General features: G+C 68.0%; 14 protein-coding genes. 5 read left to right on the plus strand and 9 right to left on the minus strand.

The annotated features are described in order from the left end of the window. The first annotated feature begins 26 nt into the window (after window positions 1–26). Entirely contained in the window at window positions 27–1,175 is a 1,149-nt protein-coding gene (metX, locus tag OSB52_RS00105) for a homoserine O-acetyltransferase MetX (RefSeq protein WP_235723726.1), read from the plus strand. A gap of 38 nt (window positions 1,176–1,213) precedes the next feature. On the opposite strand, the gene OSB52_RS00110 is transcribed toward metX, so the two are convergent. The 3 genes from OSB52_RS00110 to OSB52_RS00120 all read right to left on the minus strand — a co-directional run bounded on the left by OSB52_RS00110 (window position 1,214) and on the right by OSB52_RS00120 (window position 4,056). Next, window positions 1,214–2,713, minus strand: a complete 1,500-nt coding sequence (locus OSB52_RS00110; RefSeq protein ID WP_235723725.1) for an Hsp70 family protein — start codon at window positions 2,711–2,713, stop codon at window positions 1,214–1,216. Between the two features lie 120 nt (window positions 2,714–2,833). Then, window positions 2,834–3,181, minus strand: a complete 348-nt coding sequence (locus OSB52_RS00115; RefSeq protein ID WP_372475002.1) for a DUF3017 domain-containing protein — start codon at window positions 3,179–3,181, stop codon at window positions 2,834–2,836. Beyond that, complete coding sequence (locus OSB52_RS00120; protein WP_266059550.1) at window positions 3,178–4,056, minus strand: bifunctional methylenetetrahydrofolate dehydrogenase/methenyltetrahydrofolate cyclohydrolase; 879 nt, start codon at window positions 4,054–4,056, stop codon at window positions 3,178–3,180. Before OSB52_RS00120 ends, OSB52_RS00115 begins: the two co-directional genes overlap by 4 nt. A 53-nt stretch (window positions 4,057–4,109) precedes the next feature. Here OSB52_RS00120 and OSB52_RS00125 point away from each other — a divergent pair, with 53 nt between their 5' ends. Both OSB52_RS00125 and OSB52_RS00130 read left to right on the plus strand, forming a co-directional pair. Beyond that, the gene (locus tag OSB52_RS00125) at window positions 4,110–5,060 is read left to right on the plus strand and encodes a serine/threonine dehydratase (RefSeq protein WP_266059552.1); all 951 of its coding nucleotides are present in this window, start codon (window positions 4,110–4,112) and stop codon (window positions 5,058–5,060) included. Window positions 5,061–5,168: 108 nt separating this feature from the next. Continuing rightward, window positions 5,169–5,633, plus strand: a complete 465-nt coding sequence (locus tag OSB52_RS00130; protein WP_266059554.1) for a tRNA (cytidine(34)-2'-O)-methyltransferase — start codon at window positions 5,169–5,171, stop codon at window positions 5,631–5,633. A gap of 17 nt (window positions 5,634–5,650) precedes the next feature. Here the strand turns inward: OSB52_RS00130 and OSB52_RS00135 are convergent, their stop codons facing one another. Genes OSB52_RS00135 through OSB52_RS00145 form a run of 3 tightly spaced genes read right to left on the minus strand, consistent with a single transcriptional unit; the run spans window position 5,651 to window position 9,772 of the window. Then, window positions 5,651–5,878, minus strand: coding sequence for a DUF167 domain-containing protein (locus OSB52_RS00135; RefSeq protein ID WP_266059556.1), 228 nt, complete (start codon window positions 5,876–5,878; stop codon window positions 5,651–5,653). A 37-nt stretch (window positions 5,879–5,915) separates the two neighbouring features. Further along, window positions 5,916–9,188 (minus strand): error-prone DNA polymerase, encoded by a 3,273-nt coding sequence (locus tag OSB52_RS00140; protein ID WP_266059557.1) that lies wholly within the window; start codon window positions 9,186–9,188, stop codon window positions 5,916–5,918. A 44-nt stretch (window positions 9,189–9,232) separates the two neighbouring features. Further along, window positions 9,233–9,772, minus strand: coding sequence for a GNAT family N-acetyltransferase (locus OSB52_RS00145; RefSeq protein ID WP_266059558.1), 540 nt, complete (start codon window positions 9,770–9,772; stop codon window positions 9,233–9,235). Between the two features lie 93 nt (window positions 9,773–9,865). Between OSB52_RS00145 and OSB52_RS00150 the strand changes: the two genes are divergently transcribed. Together OSB52_RS00150 and OSB52_RS00155 are read left to right on the plus strand one after the other, a co-directional pair. Further along, the gene (locus OSB52_RS00150) at window positions 9,866–11,803 is read left to right on the plus strand and encodes an SDR family oxidoreductase (RefSeq protein ID WP_266059560.1); all 1,938 of its coding nucleotides are present in this window, start codon (window positions 9,866–9,868) and stop codon (window positions 11,801–11,803) included. Continuing rightward, window positions 11,800–12,897, plus strand: a complete 1,098-nt coding sequence (locus OSB52_RS00155) for an alanine racemase (RefSeq protein ID WP_266059561.1) — start codon at window positions 11,800–11,802, stop codon at window positions 12,895–12,897. The genes OSB52_RS00150 and OSB52_RS00155 overlap by 4 nt, the downstream gene beginning before the upstream one ends. A gap of 5 nt (window positions 12,898–12,902) precedes the next feature. Here the strand turns inward: OSB52_RS00155 and OSB52_RS00160 are convergent, their stop codons facing one another. From OSB52_RS00160 to OSB52_RS00170, 3 genes are all read right to left on the minus strand, one after another. After that, the gene (locus tag OSB52_RS00160; protein WP_235723716.1) at window positions 12,903–14,555 is read right to left on the minus strand and encodes a DNA polymerase Y family protein; all 1,653 of its coding nucleotides are present in this window, start codon (window positions 14,553–14,555) and stop codon (window positions 12,903–12,905) included. Then, window positions 14,555–15,349 (minus strand): DnaE2-dependent mutagenesis accessory factor ImuA', encoded by a 795-nt coding sequence (imuA', locus tag OSB52_RS00165; RefSeq protein ID WP_266059562.1) that lies wholly within the window; start codon window positions 15,347–15,349, stop codon window positions 14,555–14,557. Before imuA' ends, OSB52_RS00160 begins: the two co-directional genes overlap by 1 nt. A gap of 247 nt (window positions 15,350–15,596) precedes the next feature. Beyond that, window positions 15,597–16,616, minus strand: coding sequence for an Rv2578c family radical SAM protein (locus OSB52_RS00170; protein ID WP_266059563.1), 1,020 nt, complete (start codon window positions 16,614–16,616; stop codon window positions 15,597–15,599). Window positions 16,617–16,623: the final 7 nt, after the last annotated feature.

The raw sequence follows: 16,623 nt of genomic DNA on the forward strand, positions 1-16,623 counted from the left end.
CGAGTGTGACGAAGAGTGAGTGAATTGTGTCGGTGAGTATCGAACCGCAAACCCAGCCCGCTGATCGCCCCGACTGGGAGCAGATGCCGGACGGGGCGATGTCCAGCGTCCGCATCGGTGCGGTATCTCTCGACAACGGCCAACGGCTCGACGATGTCACCCTGGCCTTCCAGCGCTGGGGGACATTGTCGCCCACCCGCGACAACGTCATCCTCACCCTGCACGCGCTGACCGGTGACTCACACGTCACCGGCCCCGCCGACGACGAGCACCCGACCGCTGGATGGTGGGACGGGCTGATCGGCCCCGGACTCGCCATCGACACCGACGAATGGTGTGTCATCTCGGCCAACGTGCTCGGCGGATGTCGCGGCTCCACCGGACCTGCATCGCCGGCCCCGGACGGGCGGCCGTGGGGCTCTCGCTTTCCGCAGATCACGGTGCTCGATCAGGTTCGCGCCGAACGAATCCTGATGGATCACCTGGGGATCACCGGAATCGGCTCGGTGGTCGGCGGGTCGATGGGCGGCGCGCGGGCGCTCGAGTGGGCCATCGAATATCCGGAGATGGTGCGCAGCGCACTGGTGCTCGCGGTCGGGGCCCGGGCGACTGCCGATCAGATCGGCACCCAGACCACTCAGATCGCCGCGATCCAGGCTGATCCCGCATGGCAGAACGGCGATTATCACCGCACGGGCCGTGCTCCCACCGCCGGACTGGGTGTGGCCCGGCGGATCGCCCATCTCACCTATCGGGGTGAGGTGGAACTCGATCGTCGCTTCGCCAACCATCCCCAGGCCGACGAACAACCCCTGCACGGTGGTCGCTACTCCGCCGACAGTTACCTGCAGCATCAGGCGGACAAGCTGACCCAACGCTTCGACGCCGGCAGCTACGTCGTACTCAGCGAGGTGCTCAACCATCACGACGTCGGCCGCAACCGGGGCCGCGTCGAGGACGTCCTGGGTGCCTGCCAGGTTCCGGTGATCGTCGGTGGGATCGCGTCGGACCGCCTGTATCCGATACGGCTGCAGGAAGAACTCGCCGAGCAACTCGGCAACTGCGTCGGGGGTCTGCAGGTGCTGCACTCCGACAACGGTCACGACGGTTTCCTGACCGAATTCGACGCGATCAGTGACCTTCTCAAGCGCACGGCAGAGATCGCCCGAACCTGAGACCCGACCCGACCCGATGGCGGTCGGCCTGATCGGCGCTACCGGACCGGGGTCGGCGTTGTCGTGGTCGGTGTGGTCGTGGACACCGGCGCCGCATCCTCCGGAGCCGCGCGCCGCGGTGCCGGCGTCGTCGTGGTCGGCGTCACCGGTGCTGCGGGTGGCGCCTGCGTGGACGACTGCGGCAGCAGTCCCGGTGGGATGAACTCCGGCAGGGTCGGGGTGGGGCGGGTGCCCGGCGGCCACGGCAACGACGGCAGCGGATACGGCAGCAGCGTGCGTGTCGGTGTCGACGTGGCGGGGCCCGACTCTGCGGTCGGCGGCAGTTCCGTGGTCGCCCATCCCGGCGATTCGTCCCACCGCGGTTGCGGCTGCTGCGTCGTCGGCACCATCGGTTCAGGTTGGAGCTGCGGGGTCCGCGGCGCCGGTGCGGCGGCGGTGGTGGTGCTCGACGTCTGGGCGGTCGTCGTGGACGTCTCCGACTCGATGGATGTGGCGACCGGCGGTATCGGTGACGGCGCCGGGGCGTTGTGACCCGCCAACGATGAACTCACCGCATAGATCGTCATCGTCGCAGCCGCGAGGATCGCCCCCACCACCGCCAGCGGAGTGGCCGAGAGCCATTCCCGGTTGCGCCGCCCACCGATGAACGCCAATCGCGAGGTTGCCGCCGAGGTTTGTGCCCGGGCCGCAATCGCCGCGCCGACCGATGCCGCGAGTTCCGGGGCGTCGGGCACCACCACCTCGACGCGGGCCGTGTCGAGCATGGCACGCACGGCCGGCAGATTCGCGATGCCACCGACCAGCACGACGGCTTCCGGGCGGGCGTCACGCACCGCACTCTCGGACAGATAGCGCGTGATCACCGCACGGGCCTCGGCGACCATCGGAGCGAGAGCCCGCTCCATCACGGCGCTGGTGAGGCGAGGATGACCGCGGCCTTCGGCCAGCACGACCGAATCGTCACCGTGCGGAGTGACCTCTTCTTTGGCGGCGCGGCAGGCCGCGATGAGTGCGCTGCGACGGCCGCGCGCCAGGTGACTGTCGCGGTGGGTGTCTTCAGCGGTCAGCTCGGCCACGAGCGCCCGGTCCACGTCACGGCCGGCCAGCGCACGCGAGCGCATCGGCGCCGAGATGCGTTGCGAGGACGGATCCACGGTGTAGAGCGACATCCCCGTATCACCGCAATCGGCCACCACGACCGACGCGTAGCGGTCGATTCGCCCGCTTGCCGACAGATAGGCCACCACAGCGTCGCCCTCGTCGACGAGATGGATCTGACGACGCGGACCGCTGCCCCGCGAGGCCAGATCGCGCCGCTGCTTGGCGGTGCGCGCTGCAACGCCGATGGGTCCGACACGCCGACCGGCGTCCCGGGCAGCGGTGAGCATGAGGTCAATGCCGGCGTTCACGCGACCCGCCATGTCGAGGCCGTCGCTTCGATCGATGTCGATGACCCGGGTGTCGACCACGTTGCGACCCACGTCGTCGCGGGTGAGCAGGACGAAATGGATCATGCCCTCGCCTGCGGACACACCCATCGACGTGTAGGTGTCGGCGGTGGTCGAGTCGTCGGTGGTGATCGTCGAAGTGATGCGTTTTCTCCAGCTGTGTTGTCCCCGGTCGGGGGCCGTCAGGTCACATGTTGATCTCTATTGTAATCAATCTGTGCCCAACGGATCGATGGACGTCGCCAGCCACAAGATCAGCGAGCCCACCGACGCCATCACGGCGACGTCAAAGAATTTACTTCTGACCTGCAACAATCCCACTCTTGAGGTTGGAATGAAGGCACGTAACACGGCACCGAGCAGCAAGACCGACCCGAAGACGAAAGCGCCGCGACGCCAGCGGTCGAACAACACGAGCACCGCTGCGGCGAGCAGACCGAGCAACACGACGAAGTACGGAATCTGCACCAGGTAGCGGCGCAACCGCGCTGCGTTGCGGCCACGCCGGACCCTGGTGACGGAGCCGCGGGCCGTAGGGTCCCGGTCGGCCGGCGTCACCCCGACGTTCCCACCCGGGCCCGTTCGGCCAGCTGCGCCTCTGCCCGTTCCACCACATTGACCAGCAAAAACGCGCGAGTCAGCGGCCCGACGCCACCGGGGTTGGGCGACACGTGTCCGGCCACCTCCCATACGTCGGGAGCCACATCGCCGGTGAGTCCGGCATCCGTGCGGCTGACGCCCACGTCGATGACGGCGGCACCCGGCTTCACCATGTCCGCGGTGATCAGGTGCGGCACGCCGGCGGCGGCCACGACGATGTCGGCGCGGGCAACTTCCGCCGCGAGGTCACGCGTGCCGGTGTGACAGAGCGTGACAGTGGCGTTCTCACTGCGGCGGGTCAGCAACAGCCCGATCGGGCGACCGATGGTGACGCCGCGCCCGATCACGGTGACCCGCGCCCCGGCGATCGGGATGTCGTATCGCCGCAGCAGATGCACGACGCCGCGCGGCGTACACGGCAGCGTCGCCTCCTTGCCGAGAACCAGTCGCCCGAGGTTGATGGGATGCAGACCGTCGGAGTCCTTGTCGGGATCGATCCGCTCGAGTGCCGCGTTCTCGTCGAGGTGCCGCGGCAAGGGCAACTGCACGATGTAGCCGGTACATGCCGGATCGGCGTTGAGATCGTCGATGGCCGCGTTGAGTTCCTCGGTTGTCGCGTCCGCCGGCAGGTCCTTGCGGATCGAGGCCACCCCGATCCGCGCGCAGTCGGAGTGCTTGCCCTTCACATACGACTGCGATCCGGGGTGGTCACCGACGAGGACCGTGCCGAGGCCCGGGGTGATGCCGGCGGCCCGCAACTTCTCCACGCGGGCTCCGAGGTCGGTGAAGATCTCGTCGCGAGTGGCCTTGCCGTCTAGTCGTATCGCGGTCACGGGAGACCATTGTTCCACTCCGACTAGCGTGACCGGACGTGGACACTCATCCGATGTCGAACGACGCCGTGACCCGAGCCGATGTCATCGCGGCACAAGACCGGATCGCGGGGCATCTGCGGCGCACGCCGACGCTTCGAACTGCACTGCCCACGGTGGACGGGCCCGTCGAGGTGGTCATCAAGCTGGAGTATCTGCAGCTCGGCGGGTGCTTCAAGGCGCGCGGCAGCCTCAACGCGGTCCTGCATGCCGCAAACGATGGACGACTCGACGATGCCGGCGTGCTGGTGGCCTCGGGCGGCAATGCCGCGATCGGCGCGGCCTGGGCGGGCCGGATCGCCGGTTGCCGCTGCACCGTTGTAATCCCCGAGACCGCGCCGACGGTGAAAGTGGAGCGGCTGCGAGCGTTGGGCGCTGATGTTGATTTGATCGGTCGGCGCTACCAGGACGCGGCCGACGCGGCTGCGCAGATGATCCGGCGCTCCGGTGCGCTGGCACTGCACGCCTATGACCTGCCCGACATCGTTGCCGGTGCCGGGACCATCGGTCTCGAGCTCGCCGAGGACGTGGACGGTCCGCTGACCTGCGTGGTCTGTGTCGGTGGGGGCGGACTGCTCGGCGGCATGACCGCCGCGACGGGACCCGGTGACCGGATGGTCGGGGTCGAACCGATCGGGGCGTCGTGTCTGCACCAGGCCATCGACGCCGGCCGACCGGTACCGGTGGAGCTGGACAGTGTCGCGGCCGATTCCCTGGGTGCCACCCGCCTCGGCGACATCTGCTGGGCCACGATCGCCGGCCGCGAGGTGACCAGCGTGACGGTGTCGGATGCCGACCTGATCGCGGCTCGTCGGATGCTGTGGACCGACTACCGGATCCTGGTGGAACACGGCACCGCGTCTGCGGTCGCCGCCATCTGCACCGGCCAGGTCACCGCCGCACCAGACACCACACTGTGCGTGGTCCTCTGCGGCGCCAACACCCCCTTCACGCTCGACCCGTAACCGTTTTGGCCGCAGTTCCGGGTTCCGGCTTGGGGCCTAAACTGCGACCGGAAGCAGAAGCTGCGGCCAGAAGTTCTGGACTCGCGACACTGGCTAGACTCGCCGATCATGTTCCGCATCATGTTCTATCAGCCGTGCATTCCGCCGAATACCGGCAACGCGATCCGGCTGGCCGCCAACACGGGGTGCGAGTTGCACCTCATCGAGCCGCTGGGATTCGACATGTCCGATGCACAGGTGAAACGAGCCGGACTCGACTACCACGAGATGGCGACCGTGACAGTACATCCCGATCTGACGGCGGCATGGGAGACGCTGCAGCCGGAACGGGTGTTCGCATTCACCGCCCACACCTCGCGCTATCACACCGACGTCGACTATCGGCCCGGCGACGTGTTGCTGTTCGGTCCCGAGCCGACCGGCCTCCCCGACGACGTCCTCGACCAACCGCAGATCACCGACCGTCTGCGGATTCCGATGCTCGACGGTCGTCGGTCGCACAACCTGGCCAACGCCGCCAGCATCGTCGTGTACGAGGCCTGGCGGCAGAACGGGTTCACCGGCGCGGTGTGAGGGACGCGGCGCGCACCTCAGTCGATGCGGAACCGTTTGGTGCGCGATGTCGCGCCGCCCACGAGTGCGATGCGACTTTTGGGCACCCTGAGATGGTCGGCGAGGATCTCGGCGACCGCCTTGTTGGCCCGTCCCTCCGCTGCCGGCTCGCGCACGTAGACGGTCATCGATCCCGCCGGATTCGTCTCCACCAACGGCCCTTTGCGGCTGCCCGGCTTCACGGTCACCACGATCTGTTTCCCCATGACGGTTTCCCTACTTCCATCCTCGGGCCAGTATGTGTCAGTGCCAGTCACGCGAACGTGTTCCCACTCGAAGATCCAAGCGCTGCAAACGCTCTGCCACCACCGTCACCGCCCCCTCGGCATTCTGCACGGTGCCCCGGATCAGCAACGCCGAGGCCGAGTGTGCCAGATTCCGGTGCCTCGTCCACAGCCCGACCGAGCACACCACATTGACCATTCCGGTTTCGTCCTCCAGGTTGATGAACGTCACGCCGGACGCGGTGGCCGGACGCTGTCGATGAGTCACCGCACCGGCCACCAGGACGCGCGAACCGTCGGCGACCGTCAAAAGACCATCCGCGGGGATCACGCCCATCGCCGCCAACCGCGGCCGCAGGAACTGGGTCGGATACGACGTCGGGGTGATCCCGGTGGCCCACGCGTCGGTGGCCGCGAGTTCCACATCCGAAAGCCCCGGAAGCGTCGGCGTGGGGGCAGCCGCCTCGAGTGGCAGTTGATCCGAGCGGACCGTCGCGGCCGCCCCGGCCTCCCAGAGCGCTTGCCGCCGACTCATCCCGAAACAGCCGAACGCATCTGCACCGGCGAGCCCCTCGAGTTGCGCGACCGTCAGACCGGCCCGCCGGGAAACATCCGCGATGTCGGCGAAATCCCCTTCTCGAGTGCGACATTCGACGATCCGGTCGGCAACGTCGGCACCGACGCCACGCACTCCACCCAGACCCAGACGGACCTCGAGGCCCGCGTTCTCCAGGGTCGCATGCGCCAACGACCTGTTGATGTCGGGTCGATGAACCCGCACACCGTGACGCCGGGCATCGGCGACCAGCGATTGCGGCGAGTAGAAACCCATCGGCTGCGCCCGTAGCAGCGCCGCGCAGAACGCGGCCGGATGGTGCAGCTTGAACCACGACGAATAGAACACCAGCGACGCAAAGCTCTGCGAATGACTCTCCGGGAAACCGAAATTCGCGAATGCCGCCATCTTCTCGAAGATGCGGTCGGCCATCTCCCCGGTGATCCCGTGCAGTTCCTGCATCCCGGCGTAGAACCGCCGACGCAGCCGCTCCATCCGTTCCGGTGAGCGCTTGGACCCCATCGCACGCCGCAACTGGTCGGCCTCCGACGCGTCGAATCCGGCCACATCGACCGCCAACTGCATCAGCTGCTCCTGGAACAACGGCACCCCCAGGGTCCGGTCGAGCGCCTTACGCATCGACGGATGTTCGACGGTGGGTTCCTCGGCACCATTGCGGCGCCGGATGTAGGGGTGCACCGACCCACCCTGGATGGGACCGGGACGGATCAGCGCGACCTCCACCACCAGGTCGTAGAAGGTACGCGGTCGCAGCCGCGGCAGGGTGGCCATCTGAGCACGCGACTCCACCTGGAAGACGCCGACCGAATCTGCGCGACAGAGCATCTCGTACACCTCGGGCTCGGTGAGGTCGAGTGTGGCGAGGTCGACCTCGATCCCCTTGTGCTCGGCCACCAGATCGATCGCGTAATGCAACGCCGAGAGCATCCCCAGACCGAGCAGATCGAATTTCACCAGACCGATCGCGGCGCAGTCGTCCTTGTCCCACTGCAGGACACTGCGGTCGGCCATCCGCGCCCACTCCGTGGGACACACGTCGGCGATCGGCCGGTCACAGATCACCATCCCACCCGAGTGGATACCCAGATGTCTTGGCATACCCAGGATTTCGCCGGCGAGTCGGGTGACGTCGGCAGGCGCCTCGTCGGGCGCGCGACTCCAGGCGTCCTGCTGGCCGGTCGCATATCCCAGTGCCCGCGACATGTCCCGAACGGCGGACTTACCGCGATAGGTGATGACGTTGGCGACCTGCGCGCTGTAGTCGCGACCGTATCGGCGGTAGACGTACTGAATCGCCTCTTCGCGGCGGTCGGATTCGATGTCCACGTCGATATCCGGCGGACCGTCCCGCTCCGGCGCGAGAAACCGCTCGAACAGCAACTTGTTGGCCACCGGATCGACATTGGTGATCCCGAGGGCATAGCAGACCGCGGAGTTCGCCGCGCTGCCACGGCCCTGACACAGGATGTCGTTGGCCTTGCAGAAATCGACGATGTCGGCGACCACCAGGAAATAACCCGGGAAGGTGAGGGTCTCGATGATGGCGAGTTCGTGCTCGATCTGCCGGTAAGCCTGCGGATGAGCACTCGGCGGGCCGTAGCGACGCAACGCCCCGGCCATCGCCTTCTCCCGCAACCAGCTGTTCTCGGTGTGCCCGGCGGGTACATCGAACGGCGGTAGCTGCGGCGCGATCAGACCGAGCCGGAACGCGCAGTCGGTCGCCAGACCGACCGCGTTGTCGATGGCCTCCGGGTGGCCCGGCAGCAACCGGGCCATCTCGTCGCCGCTGCGCAGATGTGCTCCGCCCACCCCCGGCAGCCAGCCGTCGATGGTCTCGATATCGGTGCGGGCACGGACCGCGGCAACGGCCGTGGCCAGTCGACGTCGCCGCGGACCGGCGAAATGCGCACCGGTGGTCGCCACCGTCGCCAGCCCGAACTCGCCGGCCAACCCGGCCAGGACCGCGTTGCGTTCATCGTCGTCGGGCAACCCCTGCGCGGTGAGTTCCACGACGACGTCATCGACCCCGTACCGCTGCACCAGCCCGGCCAGCGCATCTCGCGCCGCCTGCGGACCACCCCGATCCAACGCGCGGCGCACCGCCCCTTTCCGGCATCCGGTGAGGATCAACCAGTGTCCACCTGCCATGTCCGGCAGGGCATCGGAGTCATAGCGCAGCAACCCCTTCTCCCCCGCACGCATGTGCGCGTCGGCGATGGTCCGCGACAGCCGCCGATATCCTTCGCTGTCACGGGCGAGTACCAGCAGATGCTCACCCGGCGGATCGGGGACGCCGGTCCGCGCGGCGTCGGGTTCCAGGGAGAGTTCGGCACCGAACACCGTGGGCAGCTCGAATTCGCGTGCCGCCTCGGCGAATCGCACGATCCCGTAGAAACCGTCGTGATCGGTCAGGGCCAGTGCGGACAGGCCGAGACGTTGCGCCTCCTCCACCATCTCCTCGGGCATCGAGGCACCATCGAGGAAGCTGTAGGCGCTGTGCGCATGCAGTTCGGCGAATGGCACCGACGATCGGCCCCGTTCGACCCCGTCGGCGCGGTAGGCCCCCCGCTTGCGCGACCACGCCGGACTGTCGTTGCCGTCACCGGCGTTGTCACCGGGACCGAAGGCCTCGCCCGGACGTCGTCCGTCCGGCGCACGACCGGAGAGAACCCGCTCCATCTCCGACCATGTCGGCGGTCCTTGATCCCAACCCACCGAGGGAGTTTATCGAACATGCGTTCGATGAATCAAGCGCGGACTCACACCCCGAAGGCGGGCGGATAGTCGATCATCCCCGCGGGCGTCGAACGGGTCGGGTCGAGAGCCAGAAACATCAGCGCCTCGTCGGGGACCTCGAACGGCGCGGCGACGCCGACCTCCGACGCGCGCCGGAATCCGAATCGCGGATAGAACCCCGGATGCCCGAGGACCACGACGAGGTTCTCCTCGGCGCCGGCCTCGACCCGCCCACGTGCGGCGTCGAGCGCAGCTCGCGTGACCAGTGTCCCGAGTCCGGAGTTCTGCATCGACGGCCACACCGCGCACGGCGCCAGCGCCAGCGCCGCCCGGTCGCCCACCCGGCAGCGCGTCAACAGCGCGTACGCCGCGACGCAGTCTGCGTCGTCGACGGCCACGAACGACAGCTGCGGAATCCAGGCGGCGCGGTCGCGCCTCAGCGCGCTGACCAGATCCGCTTCCGCCCGACGGCCGAACGCCGCGGCCACCAGGTCGTCGATGCCGCGACGATCGGCGTCGACCTCGGGCCGACATGCGTGTTCACCGATGTTGCCATTCGTCAATGTAAGTGTCACCCTGTCTATCAACAGCGTTCTTACCGTGAAGTAAGAACTCATCGCCTGGTCCAGTATCCCCTCGAGATCGGATCCATACCCATGACGACGTACTTCATCACCGGCGGTTCCGGCTTCATCGGCCGTCGGGTCATCGAACGCCTCCTGGCCGTCGAGTCCGACACACGGATCATCGCGCTGGTACGGGGCGCGACGCTGTCGCGGTTCAGCGAATTCCTGGCCTCCGCCGACAGCACGGGACGCGTCCTGCCGGTGGTCGGCGATCTCACTGCTGCCGGACTCGGCCTCGACGCCGACGAACTGCCCGACATCGATCACGTCATCCATCTCGCGGCCATCTACGACATGACCGCGGACGCCGATGTGCAGCACACCACCAACGTCGAGGGCACCGCACGCGTGGCCGACTTCGCGATGGCCGCCGACGCGCTTCTGCACCATGTCTCGTCTATCGCGGTGGCCGGCGATCATCGCGGCACCTACACCGAGGACGACTTCGACACCGGTCAGGGGTTCCCCACGCCGTATCACCGCACCAAGTTCGAGGCCGAGCGTCTGGTTCGCAACCGAGAAGGGTTGCGCTGGCGCATCTATCGTCCGTCGGTAGTGGTCGGCGACTCCCGTACCGGTGAGATGGACAAGGTCGACGGACCCTACTACTTCTTCGGCCACCTGCAACTGCTCGGCGCGCTGCCCTCGTCGCTGCCACTGCCGATGCCCGATCTGGGAAACACCAACATCGTCCCGGTCGACTATGTGGTCGCCTCGCTCGTCGCGCTGTGCGCGCTCGATCCGGAACACAGCGGCCTCGTCCATCACCTCGCCGACCCACGGCGACGGACGATCACCGACATGTACAACGCGATCGCACCGGGATTCGACGGACCGCGCGGGCACACCGTGGTGCCGAACGCCATCGTCGAACCGATGCTGCGGTTGGCGGGAACCGGTCCGCTGCGGGTCGGCCGCGATCTACTGGCCACCCAGCAGGGTGTCCCGCCGGCGCTGCTGGACACCGTCGCACTGACCGCGGACTTCCGTGCGGACGCCACTGCCACCGTTCTGCACGGTCTCGGCATCACGCTGCCCGACCTCGAGGAGTACGGGCCACGGCTGTGGTCCTACTGGGCCGAACACCTCGACCCCGCACGACATCGGCGGCAGGATCCACGCGGGCCACTGGTCGGCAAGAACATCCTGATCACCGGCGGCTCGGCGGGAATCGGCAAGGCTGCGGCCAGGATGTGTCTGGCCCGCGGCGCGAACGTGATGATCCTGGCACGAGATCCGGCGGGACTCGATGCGGCCGTGTCCGAACTCGCCGCGACCCCTAGCAAGGACGGGGTGCCTCCCGGCCGCGTGAGCGCCTATCAATGCGACGTCACCGACACCGAATCCGTCACCGGCATGGTCAAAAGAGTTCTCGCCGAACATGATCACGTGGACGTGCTGGTGAACAACGCGGGTCGCTCCATCCGCCGGGCCACCATCAACGCCACCGATCGGATGCACGACTACCAGCGGGTCATGGCGGTCAACTACTTCGGTGCGGTCAACCTGATCCTCGCGCTGCTACCACATATGGTGGCCCGGCAATCCGGCCATATCGTGAACGTGACCTCCATCGCGGTGCAGTCCAGAACGGCTCGGTTCGGTGCGTATGCGGCGTCGAAAGCGGCGCTGGAGGCCTTCAGTGATGTCGTCGGGGTCGAGACACTGTCCGATCACGTGACATTCACCAATGTCCGGCTACCACTGGTCCGCACCCGCATGATCGCTCCGACCGAGGCCTATGAGGACCAGGCCGGCGTCTGGGGCGTGGACAAAGCGGCGTCGCGGGTGCTGCATGGCATCGTCGACCGCCCGCGCCGGATCAACTCCGCGATGGGGTCACTGGCCGAGTTCGGGCATCGGATCGCTCCGGGTCTGACCGCGCGGCTCCTGCACCAGGAATACCTGCTGTTCGGCGAATCGGCCGCCGCACTCGGACAGGCCACCGGCTACGATCGTCGTCCATGACAGATGAGCCGATGGCCGACGACACGCCCTTCCTGTCGGTCGACCTCGCTCGCCTCGACCGCAACCTCACCGCGGTCGCCGATCGCGCACGCGAGCTCGGCATCGACCTTCGGCCCCATGCCAAGACCCACAAGTGTGCACAGCTCGCCCGACGCCAAATCGATTCCGGCGCAGTGGGCCTGACGGTGGCGACGATCGGCGAGGCGGAAGCCTTCGCCGACGCTCTGGCGCCGACGGTCTCCGACCTGTTCATCGCCTACCCCTTGTGGGTCACCGAGCACAAGGGTGCACGGCTGCGTTCACTCGCCCGCCGAACTCGGCTGCGCCTGGCGATCGACTCGGTGGCCGGTGCACGACAACTCGCTGCCGTGTTGGCGGATGTCCCGGTGGAGGTGGTCGTGGAGGTCGACTCCGGTCAGCACCGGACCGGAGTTGTCGCCGACAAAGCCGGAGCCCTTGCCCGCGCTGCCGACGACCTCGGGCTGCACGTCGTCGGCGTGTTCACCTTCCCCGGCCACGGCTACGGCCCCGGCCCGGCCCGTCGACGCGCCGCCGACGACGAGTTCGAGGCCCTGACGCAGGCAGCCCGATCACTGCGCGACAACGGGATCGACCCGGTGGTGCGCAGCGGCGGCTCCACCCCGACGATCGGCTTCGCGAGCGCCGAGGTGCTCACCGAGATCCGTCCCGGGGTCTACCCGTTCAACGATGCACAGCAGCTCGAGCTCGGGTCGTGCACCGCCGACGATGTCGCGCTGACGGCGATCGCCACCGTGGTACACCGCAGCGGTACCCGGATCGTCATCGATGCGGGCAGCAAGATCGTGGGCGCGGACCGACCCGCCTGGACGTCGGGGTTCGGTCGCCTCCTCGAAGCCCCGACGGCTGTCGTCACCTCGCTGTCGGAACACCACGCAGTCATCGACTTTCCGATCGACCACCCGGCAGTGTTGATCCCCGATCCCGGCACGACGGTGCGCATGGTGCCCAATCATGTGTGTACCGCAGTCAATCTGGTCGATGAACTCATCGTGCCGATGGCCGATGGGCCTGCGGACCGATGGCCGGTGATCGCCCGCGGCGCCAACAGCTGACCACATCACTCATACACTCCCTCCACCACCCAGCTCCGCGCCCGATAGCGCAGGAGCAGGGCACGCGAATCATCGAGCAGCACCTGAGCTCGGGCGGTCATCCCGGTGGGGTCATCGTCGTCGAGCCCGCTCGGCCACGGTCCGGCCCACCACCGCAGTTCCCAGCTGCGTCGTCGCCGACCGTCCGACGCCATCTGAATCGTGGTGGGCTCGGCGGAGAAACCGCCCCGACCGGTGACCTCCACCGGGGTGCCCAGCATGTCCAACACCTGGATCGGTGTCGCCATCAGCACCGCCGGGGTCGGTTGGGGTAGTCCACCCGGCCATGGTGCCGCCGGATCCCGTGACGGTAGCCGCTCCTCGCCGAGCGCCACCAGGGTGATCTGGTCCGCGGGGCCGCGGCCTCCGCTCGTGACGGGAAGCTGCACGGCATCGCCGCCGAGCAGACCCTGAACCCGCACAAGAGCGCGCCGGGCCCGTTCACCGATCTCCGGGTCCTCGGGTAAACCGTTGCCGCTCAACGAGTATTGCAACGTACCCGCACCGACCACCTCGATGGGCTCGAGACGCAGCAGTGCCACCGGGGAATCCGGTCGGTCGTCGGCCCCGGGACGCCCGCCGGTCAGCCACCCCTCGAGTTGCCATCGGATTCGGTCGGCGGTGGCCTCCGGTGTCAGCGGTTGCGCACACCGCCAGGTCCGGGCATGGCGCTGCCCTCGTTCGGTGACCGCTTCCACGGTGAGCCGCGTACACGCCGCCGACGCCGCCGCCAGACGTCCGGCCAGCTCGTCGGCCAGTCGGCGCCCGAGAAAAGCAGCCGAGTCCACCCGGTCGATCGGCGGATCACACCGGTGCTCGATGATCAGGTCGGCCGGGGCAACCTGTCCCGAAGGCGGCCTGCCGGGTGCGGCGTTGGCCAACCGATGAGCCACCACCGCGTCGGCGGCGAACCGGGTGGCGACGTCGCGGACCGACATCATCGCGAAGGCCCCGATGGTGGAGATCCCCAGTCTGCGCAGCAGTTCCACCAGCTCGACACGAGCCGGATCGCTCAGGCTCGGCTCCACCGCGAGGTCGCCGACAGGTCGATCGGCCAGATACGCAGCGTCACCGCCCGGCGGCACATGATGCCCACCACGGGCAGCCAGCACGGCGGTGAACAACTCGTCGGCGATCCCGCCCTGGACCTCCACCCCGCCCGCCGCCACCGCATCGATCAGCTTCTCGACCAGCACGTGCTCGTCCCCGAAATACCGGGCGGCCCTCCCCGCGGGCACCACCAGCAGCCCCGGCCGCAACACCTCGACGACGGGCACCAGATCTGCCACCACCGCGACCACCGGCTCGAACACCCGACCATCCCGGTGGTCGTCGCCGGCCATCACCGTCATCTCCGGACAGGCCGACTGCGCCTGCCGCTTACGCATGCCACGCCGCACCCCGGCCATCCGCGCCGGCGCCGAACAGGCCACCACCCGATTGGCGTGGAGAACGGCGACCGGGTGATGTGGCGGCAGATCCGCGGCGATCGCCGCCGCGGTCGCAGGCCAGTCCGGGCACCACAAGGCGAGGATGCGCTTCTCCGACGCTCCCGATGCCTGCGACGCTCCCGGTGGTTCCGGTGAGCCGAGCTCCGGTGCCGTGGTCAGCTCGGACATCAGTTCGCCACCGCCAAGCGGGGGCCGGTCGATGACGCAGCCAGTTCCACCTGCCGGCCCGCACCGTATCCGCTTGTCCGCATCTCGATCTCGCCGACCACACGACGCGCACCGCGAGCGGCGACCGTCAGCCGAAGGGTCATCCCACCGATCCGGCCGACCCCCGGCCGCGCCGTCGCCAGGTCTGCGGAATCGGCACCCGGTAGATGCCGGTAGGTGACGACCTCGGTCACCAGACGCAGGTGCGCACCCGGCCAGGAACCACCGGTGATCAGCAGCACCGACTTCTGTTTACGCAGCCGTCCCATCATCACCCGGGTCCGCGCGGGCGGCACCGCGGCGCCGGCCAGATCCAGCACGACCAGATCCATCCCGTCGAGTAGCACGCCGGCCACCTCGACCGGGTCGACACCAGGCTCTGGCACCGTGGCGATGCGGGCCAGATCGCCGCCGAGTCCGGTCACCGCCCCCAGGTTGAGGTGCGGCATACCCACCAGTCCGACCTGACATCCCGCGCCGCTCACCGATGCGATCATCGCCAGTAACACCGACCGTGCGCCATCGACCGTGAGCACACCACCGCGTCCCAGGCCACCGCGCGGCAACAGATCGGCGATCGCGGCCGGGACCGGCAGGACCTCGTCGGACGGATCGGACACCTGCATCGCCGGCCGGTCCGGCTGCCTCGACATCGCCGCGATCCGACGCCGGAGACGGTCCAGTTCACCGTCTGTCGAACGGCGGACACGGGGGTTCTCCGAACCGTTCTCGGAAACCTCCAACGACACACTCATACAGCCTCCTACCAGCGACTTTCCGCAATAGCGCGCCGGGAAGATGCACGTGCGTTCGAACATGTTTTCGAGTGATTTCGATACTAGGGCGCACCACCGACAACCGCAACGCGCGAGGTCAGCGGCATGCGCCCGATCGTTGTTCCACCCAGAACCCAGTCGCCCCCGCAACACACGGAGGAGCGCCGACATCGAGCACGCGAAGCACGGCGGCGACGCGTACGGCCGGGACGCGGCACGGCGGAACTCAGAAGAGGGTGAGCGCCTCTGGCGTCGGACCGGGGGCAGGGGCACCGGCCGACGCCGCGGCCCGCAGGCCGGCCGCACCCGACAACCCGTGACGTTCGACGAGGGGGCGCATCCGAGCGGCCAACCACGCCGAGTACTCCGGGGTCACATAGGCACCCCGGCCGTAGAGGCCGCGGTACCGACGCACCAGCGCCGGATGCTCGGCGGCCAGCCACTCCAGAAACCACGGCTTCGTAGCGCCGCGCAGATGCATCGGGAAGGCGGTGACACCGGCGGCACCGGCATCGGCGAGGGCCGCGATCAGGCTCTCGAGATGAGACACCGAGTCGGTCAGATACGGGATCACCGGCGCGACCATCACATGCGGCGCGAATCCCGCATCGGCCACCGCCCGGATCAGCTCCAGCCTTGCCTTGGGCGAGGGTGTGCCCGGTTCGATCGCCTTCTGCAGTTCGGCATCATGGAAGGCCAGTGAGATCCCGATGCTCACCGGCACCTTCTGCGCCGCCTGCCGCAACAACGGCAGATCGCGACGCAACAACGTGCCCTTGGTCAGGATCGAGAAGGGTGTCGCGGACTCCGCAAGCGCCGAGATCACCCCCGGCATCAGCCGATAACGCCCCTCGGCGCGCTGATAGGGGTCGGTGTTGGTCCCCAGCGCAACGGTCTCCCGGGTCCACGATCGCCGCCGCAGTTCCTTGCGCAGCACCGCGGCGACATTGAGCTTCACCACCACCTGGCTGTCGAAGTCACGGCCGGCGTCGAGATCCAGGTACTCATGGGTCGGCCGGGCAAAACAGTATCGACAAGCGTGCGTGCAGCCGCGAAAGGTGTTGACAGTGAAACGGAACGGCAGATTCGCGGCGTCGGGAACCTGATTGAGCGCACTCTTGGCGAGCACCTCGTGGAACGTGACTCCCTCGAACTCAGGGGTCTGCACCGACCGCACCAGACCCGCCTTTCCCAAGCCGGGCAGAGCACCGTCGTCGACCCCGACCCCCTGATCGGACCACCGCATACCCGAA

Origin of the sequence: Gordonia aquimaris, assembly GCF_026262595.1 — a bacterium.
In the GTDB taxonomy this organism is placed as follows: Bacteria; Actinomycetota; Actinomycetes; order Mycobacteriales; family Mycobacteriaceae; genus Gordonia; species Gordonia tangerina.